Raw genomic sequence first — 15,984 nt, forward strand, 5'->3', positions numbered from 1 at the left:
CGGTGCTTTCCGGTCCCTTTCGCTTTCGCTCCGGGCCCTTCCGGCGTTTCCGACTCTATCAGATCCTTTCGGCGTCTGATTCCCAGTCAGCGGGGTTTGTCTTCCGGGCTGTTGGGCCGTTCCGACGTCTCAAACCTTAGCGGATTCCTTCGGCGGCTCATAATCGAGTCGTTCGAATTGAATTTCGGCACGCCGAAATTCATCCCGTGAGGGAGACCGTGCTGGGTTGAGGTGCCGCCATCGCGGCGGGATGGCTGTCGCAGAACCGTTCCGGCTCCGTGACAACTCGGAGAACACTACGCGTCCCCCAGGGGGGTGTCAACCCTCCCCCAGGGGCGTCCGGCGGAGGTCTCAGTCCAGGTCCGACAGCCGGCCGCCCGCGTCCGGCTGGGTCAGTTCCACCCTGCGCAGGAGGCGGATGAGGGCGTCGCCGAGGACGCCCCGCTCCTCGGGTTCGAGGTCCTGGAGGAGCTTCTCCTCGAAGTCGGTGGCCATGCGCATCGCCTCCAGCCACTTCGTACGGCCCTCGTCCGTGAGTTCGACGATCACGCGGACGCGGTTGTTCTCGTCGCGGTCGCGCGTGACCAGGCCCTCGCCGGCCATGCGGTCGATGCGGTGGGTCATGGCGGCGGGCGTGAGGCCGAGGCGCTTCGCCAGCTCGCCGGGGCCCAGCCGGTAGGGGGCGCCGGAGAGGACGAGGGTCTTGAGGACCTCCCACTCGGCGTTGCTGATGCCGAGGTCGGCGAGCTGGCGGCCGTACGCCACGTTCATCCGGCGGTTCAGCCGGCCGAGCGCGGAGACCACCTTCTCCACCTGGGGGTCCAGGTCGCGGTACTCGCGCTGATAGGCGGCGATCTGCTCGTCGAGCGTCGGCTCCTGCGCCTCGTGCGAGGCGGACCGTTCCGGGGTGTCGGACATGGGGGCGAGTATCCCACGGTCCTCGTTGGCGTTGAAGTCCTTCCATGTGTACTGTTAAGGATCGAACTTTAGGGTTTAAGTCTTCAGGGTTCAGGCGTACAGGGGTGAACCCGGGCCGGACCCGCGACCGAAGTGGGTGAGTGTGACCAAGGCGAGGGGCGCGGCGATGCGCCGGATTCAGGCAGGCAGCGCGCTGAGTGCGTTCGGACTCGGCTTCACCGTGCCGTACCTCTATGTGTACGTGGCGCAGGTGCGGGATCTGGGCGCGACGACCGCGGGTGTGGTGCTGGCCGTCTTCGCCATGGCCGCGCTCGTGGTGCTGCCGTTCAGCGGGCGGGCGATCGACCGGCGCGGGCCCGTGCCCGTGCTGCTCGTCGCCTCCGGTCTGGCCGCGGTCGGTGCCGTGGGAATGGGGCTCGCGTCGAGCGTGCCGGCGGCGGTGGGTGCCGCCGCGCTGCTCGGTGCGGGAACGGCGGTGCTCCAGCCGGCGCTCGCCACGATGATCGTGTGGTGCTCCGAGCCCGCCCGGCGGACCCGTGCCTTCGCGCTCCAGTTCTTCCTGCAGAACCTCGGTCTGGGTGTCGGCGGTCTGATCGGCGGCCAGCTGGTCGACGTGAGCCGGCCCGACAGCTTCCTGCTGCTGTTCTCGATCGAGGCCGTGATGTTCCTGGTCCTCGCCGCGGTGGTGGGCACCGTGCGGATGGCCGGTTCGCCGGCGCTCCAGGGCGCGCGGCCCGCCGGCGGCGGCACGGGCGGCGGGATGCGGGCGCTCCTCGGCCACAAGGCGATGGTCCAGCTGTGCGTGCTCGGCTTCGTCCTCTTCTTCGCCTGCTACGGACAGTTCGAGTCGGGTCTTGCCGCGTACGGCACCGAGGCCGCGGGCATCGCGCCGTCGACGCTCGGCGTCGCGCTCGCCGCCAACACGGCGGTGATCGTCCTCGCGCAGTTCCTGGTGCTGAAGTTCGTGGAGCGCCGCAAGCGCACCCGGGTGATCGCGACCGTGGGTCTGATCTGGGCGGTGGCGTGGCTCATCGCCGGGTACGCGGGCCTCGGGCACGGCAGCCAGGCGATGGCGACGGCCGCGTTCGTGTCCACGTACGCGCTGTTCGGTCTGGGCGAGGCGATGCTGTCGCCGACCGTGGCGCCGCTGGTCGCCGATCTGGCGCCGGAGTCGATGGTGGGCTCGTACAACTCGGCCTTCGCCCTGGTGAAGCAGCTGGCGCTGGCGGTCGGTCCGGCGGTGGGCGGTCCGATGGGGGCGTCGCTGCACGGTCCGTACATCGTGACCTTCGTGCTGTTCTCGCTGCTCGTCACGGTGCTCGCGGTGCGGCTCGGCCGGCAGCTCACGCCGGTGCAGAACCAGCCGGCGACGGCTGTGAAGCCCTCTCGGGTGGTGGCTCAGCACCAGCCCGAGCGGGAGACAGCCGCCGCGTAGGCGCGTTTCAGTCGCGGAGGGCGAATTCGCACCACACCGCTTTGCCGCCGCCGGGAGTGCGGCGGCTGCCCCAGGACGAGGCGATCGTCGCGATGATGGAGATCCCGCGGCCCGCCTCGTCCTCCGTTTCCGCCCTGCGGCGGCGCGGGAGGTGGTCGTCGCCGTCGGTGACCTCGATGATCAGGCGGCGGTCGGTGCGGCGCAGCCGCAGGCGCATGGGCGGGGTGCCGTGCTGGAGGCTGTTGGCGACGAGTTCGCTGGTGGCGAGGACGCCGAGGTCGCGGAGTTCGACGGGGAAGCGCCAGGAGGAGAGGACTCCGGAGGCGAAGGCACGCGCGCGTGGGGCGGCCTCGACGCCGCCGAGGAGTTCCAGGGCCGCGTTGTGGAAGAGCTCGGCGTCGGCGCCGTCGCGGGCGGGGTGCTGGACGACGAGGACGGCGACGTCGTCGTCGTGTTCGGCGGTGACGCCGAGGGCGCGGAGCAGCCGGCCGCAGATCACCTGGGGGGTGCCGCCGGCGCCGGCGAGCGCGCGGGCGAGGGCGTCGACGCCCTCGTCGATGTCCTCGCGGCGGCGCTCGACCAGGCCGTCGGTGTAGAGGACGGCGGTGGATCCGGGGGGCAGGGCGATGGAGCCGGAGGTGTGCAGCCAGCCGCCGGTGCCGAGCGGGGGTCCGGTGGGGTCGCCGGCCTTGCGGACGGTGCCGTCCTCGTCGCGGACGAGGATCGGGAGGTGGCCGGCGGAGGCGTAGACGAGCTTGCCCTCGTTGGGGTCGTGGACGGCGTAGACGCAGGTGGCGATCTGGCTGGCGTCGATCTCGGCGGCGAGGCCGTCGAGGAGCTGCAGGACCTCGTGCGGGGGCAGGTCCAGGCGGGCGTAGGCGCGGACGGCGGTGCGGAGCTGGCCCATGACGGCGGCGGCGCGGACGCCCCGGCCCATGACGTCTCCGATGACGAGGGCGGTGCGGCCGGCGCCGAGGGTGATGACGTCGTACCAGTCGCCGCCGACGGCGGCGTCGGCGACGCCGGGCTGGTAGGTGGCGGCGATCCGCAGGTCGTCGGGCTGCTCCAGCTCCTGCGGGAGGAGGGAGCGCTGGAGGGTGACGGCGGTCTCGCGGTGGCGGCGCTCGCTGGCGCGGAGCCGCTCGGCGGCCTCGGCGTGGTCGGTGACGTCGGCGGCGTGGACGAGGACGCCGGCGCCGTCGAGGTGCGGGCTGTCGACGGGGAGGCAGGTGACGGTGTACGAGCCGCCGTCGGTGGTGCGGCGGGACTTCACGGTGCGGGGCTTGCCGCTGCGCAGGACCTGGTCGAGGAGGGGCAGCAGGCCGAGCTCCTCGGCCTCGGGGCAGGTGGCGGCGACGGTGGCGCCCGGGGTGCGGGGGCCGAAGGCGGAGGCGTACGCCTCGTTGACGTACGCGATGCGGTGCTCGGGGCCGTACACGAGGGCGACGAGGCCGGGGAGCCGGCCGAGGAGGTCCCTTACGGAGAAGTCCTCCAGGGCGGGGACGTCACCGGGGTCGGCGTCCTCGGCGGGGTGCTCCGCCTGCGGACCGTACTCACCGCGGGCTGCGGGCACGGAGCCTTCGGTCCCCCGGGCCGCGCGGCGCTGCGTGCCGGGGAGCCGGGCGCTCCAACGGGTGAAGTTCACGGATCTGTATGCCTCGTGGTGTCGGTGCCGTGCGGAGTCACGCTGTGCAGGTGTGAGCCCACCTATGGTCACACGTCCAGTGTGGACGAGTGCACTGACAGTGATGTCAGGAGGACGCCCCGTCTTTCCCTTCGGGGCGGGGGCCGGGGGGTGGGGGCGGGGGTGGTGCGGCCGCGAGTTCGAATTCGGCTCTGGGGTGTTCCAGGGAGCCGAGGGAGACGATCTCGCGCTTGAAGAGGCCGGAGAGGGTCCATTCGGCGAGGACGCGGGCCTTGCGGTTGGCGGTGGGCATCCGGCTGAGGTGGTAGGCGCGGTGCATGAGCCAGGCCGGATATCCCTTGAGTTTGCGTCCGTACACGTGGGCGACGCCCTTGTGGAGGCCGAGGGAGGCGACGGAGCCGGCGTACGCGTGCGTGTACTCCTTGAGCGGGCGGCCGTGGAGGGAGGCGGCGAGGTTCTCGGCGAGGACCTTGGCCTGGCGGACGGCGTGCTGGGCGTTGGGCGCGCAGGGGGTGCCGGGGTCCTTCGCGGTGAGGTCGGGGACGGTGGCGGCGTCGCCGGCCGCCCACGCGTGCGGGGTGTCCGCGACGGTGAGGTGGGGGGTGCAGCGGATCCGGCCGCGCTCGTCGCGGGGGAGGTCGGTGGCGGCGAGGACGGGGGCGGGTCTGACGCCGGCGGTCCAGACGACGGTGCGGGTGGGCAGGCGGGTGCCGTCGCTGAGGACGGCGACGCGGTCCTCGCAGCCGTCGAGGCGGGTGTTCAGGCGGACGTCGATGTTCCGGCCGCGGAGCTCGCGGATCGCGTAGCCGCCCATCTCCTCGCCGACCTCGGGGAGGATCCGGCCGGCGGCCTCGACGAGGACCCATCTCAGGTCCTCGGGCTTGACGTTGTGGTAGTAGCGGGTGGCGTACCGGGCCATGTCCTCCAGCTCGGCGAGGGCCTCCACGCCCGCGTACCCGCCGCCGACGAAGACGAAGGTGAGGGCGGCGTCGCGGAGGGCGGGGTCGCGGGTGGAGGAGGCGATGTCGAGCTGTTCCAGGACGTGGTTGCGCAGGCCGATCGCCTCCTCGACGGTCTTGAAGCCGATGCCGTGTTCGGCGAGGCCGGGGACCGGGAGGGTGCGGGAGACCGAGCCGGGGGCGAGGACGAGTTCGTCGTAGGTGAGGGCGACCGGGCCGGCGCCCTCCTCGTCGGTGGCGAGGGTGGTGAGGATCGCGGTGCGCTTGGCGTGGTCGATGGACTCGACCTCTCCGATGAGGAGGCGGCAGCGGTCCAGGACGCGGCGGAGCGGGACGACGACGTGGCGCGGCGAGAGCGAGCCGGCGGCGGCCTCGGGGAGGAACGGCTGGTACGTCATGTACGGGTCGGGGGTGACCACCACGATCTCGGCGGAGCCGCCGCCGAGCTCCGTCCTGAGCTGCCGCTGGAGGCGCAGCGCGGTGTACATGCCGACGTAGCCACCGCCGACCACGAGAATGCGCGCAGGTTCGGTCACCGTCCCATGAGGCATCGCCGTCCGGGGTTTGTCCACAGGCCCGACGAATTGTGTGACCGGAGGGGTACGGAGGCGCGGGGTGGCGCGCGCGGGGCGACCGAGTGCAACGGCGCAGGTCACGGCGGGCGTGGGTGGTGAGCAGGGTGGTGCGAATCGGGCGGCTCCGGCGCTTTGCTCCGATCGGGGGGCGCACCATCCGGAGCTCCCCCTTCTGAATTGACCCGGACTCAACTATGTTCGTAGTTCGTCGGGGTGTCGGGTCGGCGTGCGCGCGGACCGCTTGCGCACATCGGCCGGGAGCCCCGTATCAGGGCGGGGAGTCTCCGGGGGGAGACATCATGAGCGGGGGAACGCTTATGCAGATTCAGGATTCTCGTTGGCAGTCCGTCGTCGGCGCCGAGCGCGACGACAGGGGTGCGGGGGCCGTGGCCTCCGTGCCGACGGCCGGTGGCGCGCTGGCCGGCGGCACCGTCGCGGGCGCGGGCACGGTCGTGAACGGCCCGGGTTCGGGTGGCCGCGCGGCGCCGCTGCGGGTCGACGCGCAGCGCAATCTGGAGCACGTGCTCCGCGCGGCGCGCGAGGTCTTCGGCGAACTCGGTTACGGGGCGCCGATGGAGGACGTGGCGCGGCGCGCCCGCGTGGGCGTGGGCACCGTGTACCGGCGCTTCCCCAGCAAGGACGTGCTGGTGCGGCGGATAGCCGAGGAGGAGACCGCGCGGCTGACCGAGCAGGCGCGGGCCGCCCTCGGTCAGGAGGACGAGCCGTGGTCGGCGCTCTCGCGCTTCCTGCGGACGTCGGTGGCCTCGGGTGCCGGGCGGCTGCTGCCGCCGCAGGTGCTGCGGGTCGGTGTGGACGAGCCGGTGCTGCCGGTGGACGACGCCGAGGGCGGGGCCCGGGTGCCGTACCAGCGGGGGCTCGGCGAGCAGGCCGACGCGCGCGTGGTGGCGCCCCGGGCGGTTCCGGCGGGCGAGCGGGACGACGCCGGTGCGGCGGAGCTCCTGGAGGTCGTCGGCCGGCTCGTCGACCGGGCCCGTGAGGCGGGCGAGCTGCGGACGGACGTGACCGTGGCCGACGTCCTGCTGGTCATCGCCACCTCGGCCCCGGCGCTGCCGGACGCGGCCCAGCAGGCGGCGGCCTCGGCCCGCCTTCTGGACATCCTCCTGGAGGGCCTGCGCTCCCGGTGACACGATCCGGCCGCCCGCCGGGCCTCCGGGCCGGGCGGGCGCTCCGGGCCGGGCGGACGCTCTGGGCCGGGCGGGCCAAGGAGCATGACACGAACGCGTGAGCGGTTACGCGGCGATGCGGGAAATCGCCCCGGACGAGTGGTAAGTGGACGCGACGCTTCGGCATGCCCGCGTCGTGTGGCACTCTTGCCCGGTGTTCGGGTCTGCGCAGGCGTACGGGGGCTTCCGCGATGAGCGGTGACGGTCGGGACGATCCGCTGAGTGGCGGCGGCTCCACGGAGACCCCGGGCCCGCCCGCCGGGCACGTACCGAGCCAGGGAGGCCCCGGCGGCTCCCCGGGAGCACCGCACGGACCGGGCGAACCGAGCGTGCCGCAGCAGCGCGAGGCGCGCTCCCCGGGCGCCGCGCCCGTCGCCGTACCGGCTCCCGGAACCGACGGCGTACCCGACGGGGACCCGCCGGACGACGGCGAGGGGCTGCTGCCGCCGCCCCGGGAGACCGCACCCTCCGACGCCGATCTGATCCAGCGCATGCGGGACGGCGACGACTCCGCGTACGAGGAGCTGTTCCGCCGCCACTCGGAGGCCGTACGCCGCTACGCCAGGACCTGCTGCCGGGACGCGCACACCGCCGACGACCTCACCGCCGAGGTCTTCGCCCGCACCCTCCAGGCCGTGCGCGGCGGTGCCGGGCCCGAACAGGCCGTCCGCGCCTATCTGATGACCACCGTCCGGCGGGTCGGCGCGGCCTGGGTCAAGACCCAGAAGCGCGAGCACCTCGTCGAGGACTTCGCCGTCTTCGCCGCCGACGCCGCCCGCTCCTCGGAGGTCTCCGACCAGGACACCATGGACCTCGGCGCCGAGGTCCGGGCCATGCAGGAGGCCGAACAGTCGCTGGCCATGCAGGCGTTCCGCTCGCTGCCCGAGCGCTGGCAGGCCGTCCTGTGGCACACCACCGTCGAGGAGGAGTCGCCCAGCGAGGTCGCCCCCCTCTTCGGCCTCACCGCCAACGCCACCGCCGTCCTCGCCAGCCGCGCCCGCGAGGGCCTCAAGCAGGCCTACCTCCAGGCGCACGTCAGCCAGGCGCTCACCGCCGGCGGCGACTGCGCCCGGTACGCCGACCGGCTCGGCGCCTACGCGCGCGGCGGACTGCGGATGCGGGCCGAGCGCGGCCTGCGCAAGCACCTCGACGAGTGCGCCAAGTGCCGGGTCGCCGCCGGCGAACTCGCCCACGTCAACGCCGGGATCCCGGCGCTCCTCCCGATCGCCGTCATCGGCTGGTTCGCCGCCGGGTACTCCCTCAAGGCCGCCGGCATCGTCGCCGGCGGCGCGGTGGGCGCGGCCGGCGCGGGCGCCGCGGCGGCCGCCACCGGCGGGACGACGTCCGGCGCCGCCTCCGGCGGGGCCGCCGCCGAGGGACTCGGCGCGCCCGCCAAGGCCGGGATCGCCGCCGCCGCGGCCGTCGCCGCCGCGGCCGGGCTCGTCTGGGCGATGACCGGCGACCCGCAGCCCGTCGCCGCACCGAAGCCGCTGCCGACGACCGCCGCCCCCACGACGCCCGCGCCCCCGCCGCCGCCCGTGGTGAAGCCCGAGCCCAAGCCGGTGGTGCCGCCCGCGCCGAAGCCCGAGCCGAAGCCGGTGGTGACGACGCCCCCGCCGCCGAAGCCCGTCGTGAAGCCGAAGCCGAAGCCGGTCGTGAAGCCGGTGGTGAACCCCTCGCCGACACCCCCGCCGCCCAGCCCCACGCCGACGCCGACACCGACCCCCACCCCGCCGCCGACGACACCTCCCCCGCCGCCCCCGCCCGCCTACTACCAGGTCGACGAGCTGAAGTACGAGGCCTTCGGCGACGGCAGCAGACCCGAGGTCGTCCAGGAGGGCGGCACCTGGATGTGGGCGCGCGACGGCATGTCGATCGGCGACACCACGTACGCGTACGGCGTCAGCGTGCACGCCCCGTCCTCGCTGCTCATCCGCCTCAACCGGCAGTGCACGAGCTACGACGCGATGGTCGGCGTCGACGACCTCAGCGCCCCGCTCGGCCCCGGCGGCGTCCGCTTCTCCGTCTACGGCGACGGGCAGCGGCTCTGGCGCTCCCCCGTCGTCCGGCCGGGCGACCCGGCGCTCCCCGTCCACGTGGACATCACCGGCCGCTCCACGGTGCGGCTCGTGGTGGAGGAGCACACGCCCTTCGGGCGCGCCGCCGTCGCCGACTGGGCGGAGTCCCGGATCAGTTGCTCCTGACCGGGCCCCCGGCACCGGCGGCGTACGGCTCGACCAGGGCCAGCACGGCCTCGTGGCCGAGGTCCGCGCCGGCCGCGCGGGCGGCGGCGAGGCCGTCCTCGCCGAGCGCGGCCCGGCAGGCGGCGGCGACCGCCTCGGCCTCGCGCCGTTCGGGCACCGAGCGGGGGACGTCCCGCCGCCAGGTGTCGACGGCGGCGGCCACGCGCGCGCAGCGGGCCGCGTCGCCGGCCCGGTGCAGGGCGTAGACGAGGCCCTCGCCGAGGCTGATCACGATGATGTCCGCGCAGTGGCCGGTGAGGGCGGAGCGCAGGACCTCGGCGGCGGTCGTGACGGCCGCCGCGCCCGCTCCCTCCTGGGCCTCGATGCGGGCGACGAAGCCGTCCAGGGCGATGGTGAAGTGCGGGGGCGGGGTGCCGCCGCGGACATGCGCGCCGGCCGAGGAGATCGCGGCACGCGCGCGTGCGGGGTCGTTCCGTTCGAGGGCGAGGACCGCGCGCATGAAGTCCACGTAGGCGAGGGCGTCCTGGAGGCGCAGCCGCTCGGACTCCCGGGCGGCCTCTTCGAGGCCGCGCTCGGCGGCGGCCGAGTCGCCGTCGCGGTAGTCCAGTTCGGCGAGCCGGGCGACGAGGAACGGGGCCTCGGCGTGGGCGCCGACCTCGCGGGCGAGCCCCAGGGCCTCCTCGTACGCCTCCCTGGCCTCCTCGCGGCGGCCCCGCATCATGTTGGCCTCGGCGGCGGCGGAGGCGACCTGGGCGCCCATCCAGCGGTCGCCGACGCGGCGGGTGAGGACGCGGAGTTCGGCGAGGTCCTCGTCGACGCCCTTCATGCCGCCGGGCATGTCCACGACCATGTGGGTGCGGAACATCAGGCTCACCCCGATCTCCCAGTCGCCGCCGTACCGGCGGCAGATCTCGACCCCGGCGTCGAGGAGGGCGCGGACCGTCGCCGGCTCCTCCGTGAGGTACGCGGTGAACGGCCAGAGCAGGCCGGGGAAGCGGGCGGACTCGGGGCCGGGGTCCTCGGCGAAGGCGTCCCGGACGCGGCGGACCAGCGCGAGCGCGTCGGCGTCCTCGCGGAGGTCGCCGGTGTACATGTGCTCGTCCTCCATGCCGAGGAAGAACGACAGCATCCGCAGGTGCATGCGCGGCCAGTGGCGGGGGTCGTCCCGGTCGTCCGGGTCCTCCCCCAGGGCGAGCGCCCGCCGGGTCCAGGCGAGGCCCTCCGGGCGGTAGTTGCGCAGCCACCAGAACCAGCCCATGGCGAAGACCAGCCGCAGCCCGGCGGGCTCGTCGGGGGCCGCGACGAGGGTCCGGTGGAGGGCGGCCCGGATGTTGTCGAGGTCCCGCTCGATCCGGTCGATCCAGGGCAGCTGCTCCCCGGAGCGGAGTCTCGGCTCGGCCTCCTCCGCGAGGGCCGTGAAGTGCGCGGTGTGAGCGGCCTCGGCGGCGGCGAGCAGCTCCGGGGTCTCGGCGGCGCGCTCGGCGGCGTACTCGTGGATGGTCTCCAGGAGGCGGTAGCGCATGGCGCCGTCGTCGGTGGGGGTGGCGATGACGAGGGACTTGTCGACGAGCGCGCCGAGGGTGGCGAGAGTGGCGAGGGCCGTGGTCGGGTCGTCGACGGCCTCGGCCGCCTGGAGGTCCCATCCGCCGGTGAAGACGGAGACCCGGCGGAGGAGGGTGCGCTCGGCCGGGTCGAGCAGGTCCCAGGACCAGTCGACGACCGCGCGGAGGGTCTGCTGGCGGGGCAGCAGGGTGCGGGCGCCGGAGCTGAGGAGCCGGAAGCGGTCGTCGAGCCGGTCCGCGATCTGGCGCGGGGTGAGCAGCCGCAGCCGGGCGGCGGCCAGTTCGATGGCGAGGGGCAGGCCGTCGAGGCGGCGGCAGATCTCCGCGACGGCGTCCGCGGCGCCCGCCTCGCGCGCGTGGTCCCGGTCGAAGGTGGGGCGCACGGCCCGGGCCCGCTCGGCGAAGAGCCGGTGCGCGGGGGCGGGCGGCAGCGGCTCGACCGGGCGGACGGTCTCGCCGGGGACGCCGAGCGGTTCGCGGCTGGTGGCGAGGATCCGCAGGTCGGGGCAGTGCGCGAGGAGGGTCTCGGTGAGGGTCGCGGCGGCGTCGACGACGTGCTCGCAGTTGTCGAGGACGAGGAGGAGGCCTGGGCGGTGCGCGAGGTGCTCGACGAGGTGGGCGGTGGGGTCGTCCTGGAGCGCGGTGCCGTCCCGGGTGATCAGGTTGATCTCGCGGAGGCGGAGCGCGGAGAGGACGGCGCCGGGCAGCGCGCCCGGGTCGTCGAGCGGCGCGAGCTCCACGATCCACGCGTCGGGCCCGGCGGCCCGCCGCGCGACCTCCTCCGCGAGCCGCGTCTTCCCCGACCCCCCGGGCCCGATCAGCGTCACCAGCCGAAACCGCCCGAGATCCTCCCGCAGCGCCACGAGTTCGGGCTCCCGGCCGACGAAGGAGGTGAGGCGGGGGCGGATGTTGCCACCTCCGGGGAGGACGGCGGCGTCGGGGGTCGGTTGGTGGGGGGTGGGGGCGGGGTACGTGGCGGGGCGCGGAGGCTCCGGCTGGGCGGAGTACGCGGCGGGGCGAGGGGGTTGTACGGAGGAGGAGTACGCACCGGGGCGCGAGGGCTCACCGGGGGCGGAGCTTCCCGCAGGACGCGGGTGGTCCGCGGGAACGGAGTACGCACCGGGGCGCGGGGGCCCGCCGGGGGCGGAGCTTCCCGCAGAGCCCGGGGGCCCGCCGGGGCCGGGGCTTCCCGCAGGGCGGTGGTGGTCCGGCTGGGTGGGGTGGGTGGCTGGGGCGAGCAGTTCGTGGTGGAGGGTGGTCAGTTCGGGGCCCGGGTCGGTGCCGAGGGCGTCCGCGAGGGTGCGGCGGGCCGTCTCGTACGCGGCGAGTGCGTCGGCGTGGCGGCCCTCGGCGCGCAGGGCGCGGATGAGCTGGGCGTGGAAGCCCTCGTCGTACGGGTGCGTGGCCGTGAGCTCGGACAGCTCCGGTACGAGCCCGTCGACGGCGCCGCGCCGCAGGTCGGCCTCGACGCGGCGGCGCAGGGCGGCGAGGCGCTGCGCCTCGGGGCGGACGCCCGCCGGTCCCGGCAGGTCGGCCAGGGCGGGGCCGCGGAAGAGCCCCAGGGCGTCCCTGAGGAGCGCGGCGGCCGTCTCGGGGTCGCCGGCGTCGAGGCGGGCGCCGGCCTCCGCGGCGCGGCGCTCGAACACGTACAGGTCGATGTCCTCGCGCCCGGCGACGAGCCGGTACCCGGGTCCGGGCGTGGCGGCGACGGCCTCGCGGCCGAGGACCCTGCGCAGCCGGCCGACGAGGGCCTGGAGCGCGGCGGTCGCGTCGAGCGGCGGCTCGTCCCCGTACACGTCGTCGACGAGCTCCCCGACCGGGACGGCCCGTCCGCCGCGCAGCGCGAGCGCGGCGAGCAGCGCGCGCAGCCGGGCGCCGCCGAGGGGCAGGGGGGTGCCGTCGGGGCCGAGGGCCTCGGTGGTGCCGAGGAGGAGATACCGCACCGGCCCATTCTTGCCGCCGGGGGCCGGGGGCGCCTCGGGGTTTCCCCGGACTGTGGACAGCGGCGCCGGGGGTCAGAATTCGGCGGTGTCCAGGGTGAAGCCGAGGGGGGCGGGGAGCGGGACCTCTGCCCCCAGCCTGTGGATGGACTTGTGGGTGTAGTCGTCGCCGACGGGCTCGGAGCAGACGACGGCCTCGCCGGCCTCGCGGTCGATGAGCAGGTAGACGGGGATCGCCGCGCGCGCGTAGGCCCTGATCTTCAGGCCCCGGTCACGGCCGGCGGTCGACGTGGAGGTGACTTCGGCGACGAGGAGGACGGGGTCGGGGGCGTGCCAGTCCTGCTTGTCGCCGAAGCTTCCCTTGGGGGCGATCGCGAGATCCGGGATGACCCGGACGGTGTCGTCCGTCCCCGGGAGGCTGAGGCCGATGCCGGTGTAGCGCCCGAGTCCCTTGTCATGGTCTCGGACCTGACCGCTCAGCTCCGACACGATCTCCTCGTGCTCGCCGTTGGCCGGAGGCACCACGTAGATCTCCCCTTCGATCAGCTCCACGCGCCAGCCCCTGGGGGCTGAGGCACTGAACAGCTCGAAGGTCGTCTGCACACTCGCGTCGTCGACGTCGGGCAGCTCCTCGGGAGATGTCTCCTCGGGCGTCGGCAGCGGCATGGCCATGCTGGACCTCCTTCGCTCGGTGCGACGCTCTCAGCTTAGAACGGGCTGCGGAGCCGGTTCAGGAACCGGTTGACTCGAACGGGCGTGCTGTGACGTTTCACCGCCCCGTCAGCGACCGGGACGCCGGGATCAGCGGTCCCTGGACCGCGCGCGGGGCGCGGGCGGTGGCCGTGTCGGTCCAGCAGGAGCCGCGGCGGGCGAGGAGGCGGTGGAGCCAGAGTTCGGTGGAGACGAGGTCGGCGAGGCCGTCGAGGGGGACGCGGGCGCCGTCGGCGGCGGCGCGCAGGGCGTCGCGGACGGTGCCCGCCTCGATGAGGCCCGCGTCGGCGAGGAGGGGTGCCTCGAAGAGGGCCAGCAGGGTCGGGAGGGCGGCGCGCAGGCCCGCGCGGGCGGTGCCGGCGGGGACCGCGGGGTAGGGGGCGCCCCAGCCGGGCGGCAGGTCGCGGATGCCGGTGTCGGCGAGGACGGTGCGCAGGACGCCGGCCCGCGCGTCGGGCTGCACGCGGAGCGCTTCGGGGAGGTCGCGGCAGGCGCGGACGACCTGGTTGTCGAGGAACGGCGCGTGGAGCCGCTGGCCGCGGATCTCGGCGGCCTGTTCCAGGACCCGGTGGTCGGCCGCCGCCCGCGCGAGGGCGGCACGCGCGCGTGCCTCGCCCGGGCGCTGCACGGCCGGCGGCAGGGTGGCCGCCCGGTTGAGGCGCGCGGACACCTCGGCGAGCGCCTCGCCCGTCAGCCAGCGGGCCGCGGGACCGGGCCGGGACCAGGCGAGCGCGGAGAGCGAGGCGGCCAGCGGGCCGTGGGTGTCGGCGGGGGCGCGGTTGGCGTCGAGGACGTGCCGGGCGGCGGTCTCCAGACCGGCCCGGTAGGGCGTACGGGCGAGCCTGCGCGCCGCGCGGTAGACGGTGACCGGCACCAGGAAGGCGCCCGCGGACGGGCCGGTCGCCTTGGCGAGGGCGGTCACGGGCCGCACCAGGGAGCGGCGCCGGCGGTCCATCAGGAGGTCGGCGAGGCGCGCCGGGTGGGCGTCCAGGACCTGCCGGGCGCCGAGCCCGGTGAAGTGGTCGGCGCTGCCTCCCGCCAGGCGCCTGCGGTGGCGTTCGGCGGTGACGAGGGCGGGTCCCGGCTCGTCGGTGAGCGGCCCGTCGAGGGCGGCGTACGGGAGGGCCTCCTCGCCCGCCGTGACGACCACGTGGCGCAGTCGGGGGTCGGCCGCCAGCTCGCGGGCCCGCTCCAGTTCGGCCGTCCTGCCCGGGCCCGGCTTGGCCGCCAGGTCGTTGAAGGTGACGGCGAGGAGCCGCTCCCCCGCGTCCGCGCCGTGGCCGAGGATCGTGCCGGGCACCCCGGGCAGCCCGGCGGCGAGCAGGGCGAGGGTGGCGGAGGCGCTGCCGCCGGACAGGTCCGCGCCGATGCCGGGCACGGGCCCGGCGCCGCGGGCGGCCCGCCGGTCCGCGGGCCCCATCCCGGGGACCGGTCCGGGATCCGGCAGGGGCGCCTCGGGGGCGTGCCGGGGGGCCGTGAGCCGGGCCCGTACGGACTCCACCAGCGCGTCCCTGACCGCCTCGACGGCCTGCCGGGGCTCGGCCTGCGGGGCGGCGACGGCGAGCGAGGCCACCGTCTCGTACCCGGTGATCTCGCGGGAGCCCTCGCGCAGGATGAGCGCGTGACCCGGCGGGACGCGGCGGACTCCCTCGTACGGGGTGGAGTCGCGCAGCGCCTCCGGGGACTCGGGGCAGGCGAGCAGCGCGGCGAGGTGGCCGATGTCGAGCTGGGCCTCCACGAGGTCGGCGAGCGGCAGGGCGGCGGTGGCGTAGGCGGTGCCGCCCTCCCAGGGGGTGTGGAAGACGGGCCTGGCGCCCGCGAGGTCGCCGGTGACCGTGACGCGGCGGCCGGCCTTGACGACGGCGGTGTAGCTGCCGGGCCAGGCGGTCAGGTGGCGCAGGGCGCCGCCGCGCGCGGTGACGAGGCCGCGGCGGAGTTCGTCGTCGCCGGCGGCGCAGCAGCCGAGGACGGCGAGCCGGGTGCCGTCGTCGAGGCTGACGACCCGCACCTCGTCCGGGCGCCAGTCGCCGACCGCCCACAGTGGGTCGGGGTCGCCCCACAGGAGCTGTGCGCCCACCGGCTGCACCGTGCGCCCCCCGACGTGCCCGCCGCTCTCGGCGTAGGGGCGCCCTTGGGGCGGGAGGTGGGGGTCGTACGCGCCGGGCGCGCCGTACGCACCGTGGGCGCCGTCGCTCACTCCGGCGCGCGCCCCCGTCGTCGTGGCGTACCTCGCGGCGACACTGCTCCAGCCCACCAGCCATCGCATCGGCGCCTCCACGTCCGTTTCGGTGGGGCCATGCTGCCATGACAACGGCGCACGGGGCGGGGTCCGGGCGCACGCGCCCGAAAGCCGAATGCGCCCCTGGCATGCGTCAGTTGACCACCGGGGGAACGCGGGGTGGCGCGGCGCGCGGGGCTCCGGAGGCGGGGCGGCGGTGAGCGCGCGGCGCGGAGGGGCGGGAAGCGGCGAGGAGTTCGCACCGACGGGCCTCCGGCGCATCATGGTCCGCGGGCACGAGATCGGCCGATTCTCGCCCTCGGCAAGAGGTTTGACCTGCCGTCAGGCGCAGATGAGGATCACGGGAACGGCGTCCGGGCCCCTTGTCGCACGCCCGTCCGCACCCTCGCCGGCGGGTCGACTCCCGGCAGTCCGGGAGGCGACCCGCCCCCCGGCGCCGTCCGCCGCCCGCGGGGAATGGGGCGGCGGTGTCCCCCAGCCCACCGGTGCGGGAACCGGAACACCAGGCGTTCCGCCTCCCGGCCGGACGGGCCGACCCACGCAGGACCCATCGAAGCGGCGCCGCCCCCGGGCGGCGAGAGCGCACGGCCGGGCGCACGGCGCCACGGGCGG

General features: G+C 75.5%; 9 protein-coding genes. 3 read left to right on the forward strand and 6 right to left on the reverse strand.

The window, feature by feature from the left end:
* Positions 1 to 351 precede the first annotated feature (351 nt).
* Complete coding sequence (locus HHL19_RS31930; RefSeq protein WP_169093887.1) at positions 352 to 918, reverse strand: MarR family transcriptional regulator; 567 nt, start codon at positions 916 to 918, stop codon at positions 352 to 354.
* 166 nt (positions 919 to 1,084) lie between these two features.
* Between HHL19_RS31930 and HHL19_RS31935 the strand changes: the two genes are divergently transcribed.
* Positions 1,085 to 2,353, forward strand: coding sequence for an MFS transporter (locus tag HHL19_RS31935; RefSeq protein ID WP_206325610.1), 1,269 nt, complete (start codon positions 1,085 to 1,087; stop codon positions 2,351 to 2,353).
* A 7-nt stretch (positions 2,354 to 2,360) separates the two neighbouring features.
* Here HHL19_RS31935 and HHL19_RS31940 read toward each other — a convergent pair whose 3' ends face one another.
* Both HHL19_RS31940 and HHL19_RS31945 read right to left on the reverse strand, forming a co-directional pair.
* Positions 2,361 to 3,998, reverse strand: a complete 1,638-nt coding sequence (locus HHL19_RS31940; protein WP_169093889.1) for a SpoIIE family protein phosphatase — start codon at positions 3,996 to 3,998, stop codon at positions 2,361 to 2,363.
* 106 nt (positions 3,999 to 4,104) lie between these two features.
* Positions 4,105 to 5,508, reverse strand: coding sequence for an NAD(P)/FAD-dependent oxidoreductase (locus tag HHL19_RS31945; RefSeq protein ID WP_206325611.1), 1,404 nt, complete (start codon positions 5,506 to 5,508; stop codon positions 4,105 to 4,107).
* 323 nt (positions 5,509 to 5,831) lie between these two features.
* Here HHL19_RS31945 and HHL19_RS31950 point away from each other — a divergent pair, with 323 nt between their 5' ends.
* On the forward strand, positions 5,832 to 6,677 hold the full coding sequence (locus HHL19_RS31950; protein ID WP_169093891.1) for a TetR/AcrR family transcriptional regulator: 846 nt from the start codon (positions 5,832 to 5,834) through the stop codon (positions 6,675 to 6,677).
* 230 nt (positions 6,678 to 6,907) lie between these two features.
* Positions 6,908 to 8,920 carry a sigma-70 family RNA polymerase sigma factor gene (locus tag HHL19_RS31955; RefSeq protein WP_169093892.1) on the forward strand — a complete coding sequence of 671 codons (2,013 nt, stop codon included), beginning with the start codon at positions 6,908 to 6,910 and terminating at the stop codon, positions 8,918 to 8,920.
* On the opposite strand, the gene HHL19_RS31960 is transcribed toward HHL19_RS31955, so the two are convergent.
* From HHL19_RS31960 to HHL19_RS31970, 3 genes are all read right to left on the reverse strand, one after another.
* Positions 8,907 to 12,425, reverse strand: a complete 3,519-nt coding sequence (locus HHL19_RS31960; protein ID WP_169093893.1) for a BTAD domain-containing putative transcriptional regulator — start codon at positions 12,423 to 12,425, stop codon at positions 8,907 to 8,909. The two genes, HHL19_RS31955 and HHL19_RS31960, sit on opposite strands and share 14 nt — an antisense overlap.
* Before the next feature lie 72 nt (positions 12,426 to 12,497).
* Positions 12,498 to 13,094, reverse strand: a complete 597-nt coding sequence (locus HHL19_RS31965; RefSeq protein WP_169093894.1) for a Uma2 family endonuclease — start codon at positions 13,092 to 13,094, stop codon at positions 12,498 to 12,500.
* Between the two features lie 97 nt (positions 13,095 to 13,191).
* Positions 13,192 to 15,399: an asparagine synthase-related protein gene (locus HHL19_RS31970; protein ID WP_169093895.1), complete on the reverse strand. Its 2,208-nt coding sequence runs from the start codon at positions 15,397 to 15,399 to the stop codon at positions 13,192 to 13,194.
* Between the last annotated feature and the right edge of the window lie 585 nt (positions 15,400 to 15,984).

This window comes from Streptomyces sp. R302, from assembly GCF_012927245.1.
In the GTDB taxonomy this organism is placed as follows: Bacteria; Actinomycetota; Actinomycetes; order Streptomycetales; family Streptomycetaceae; genus Streptomyces.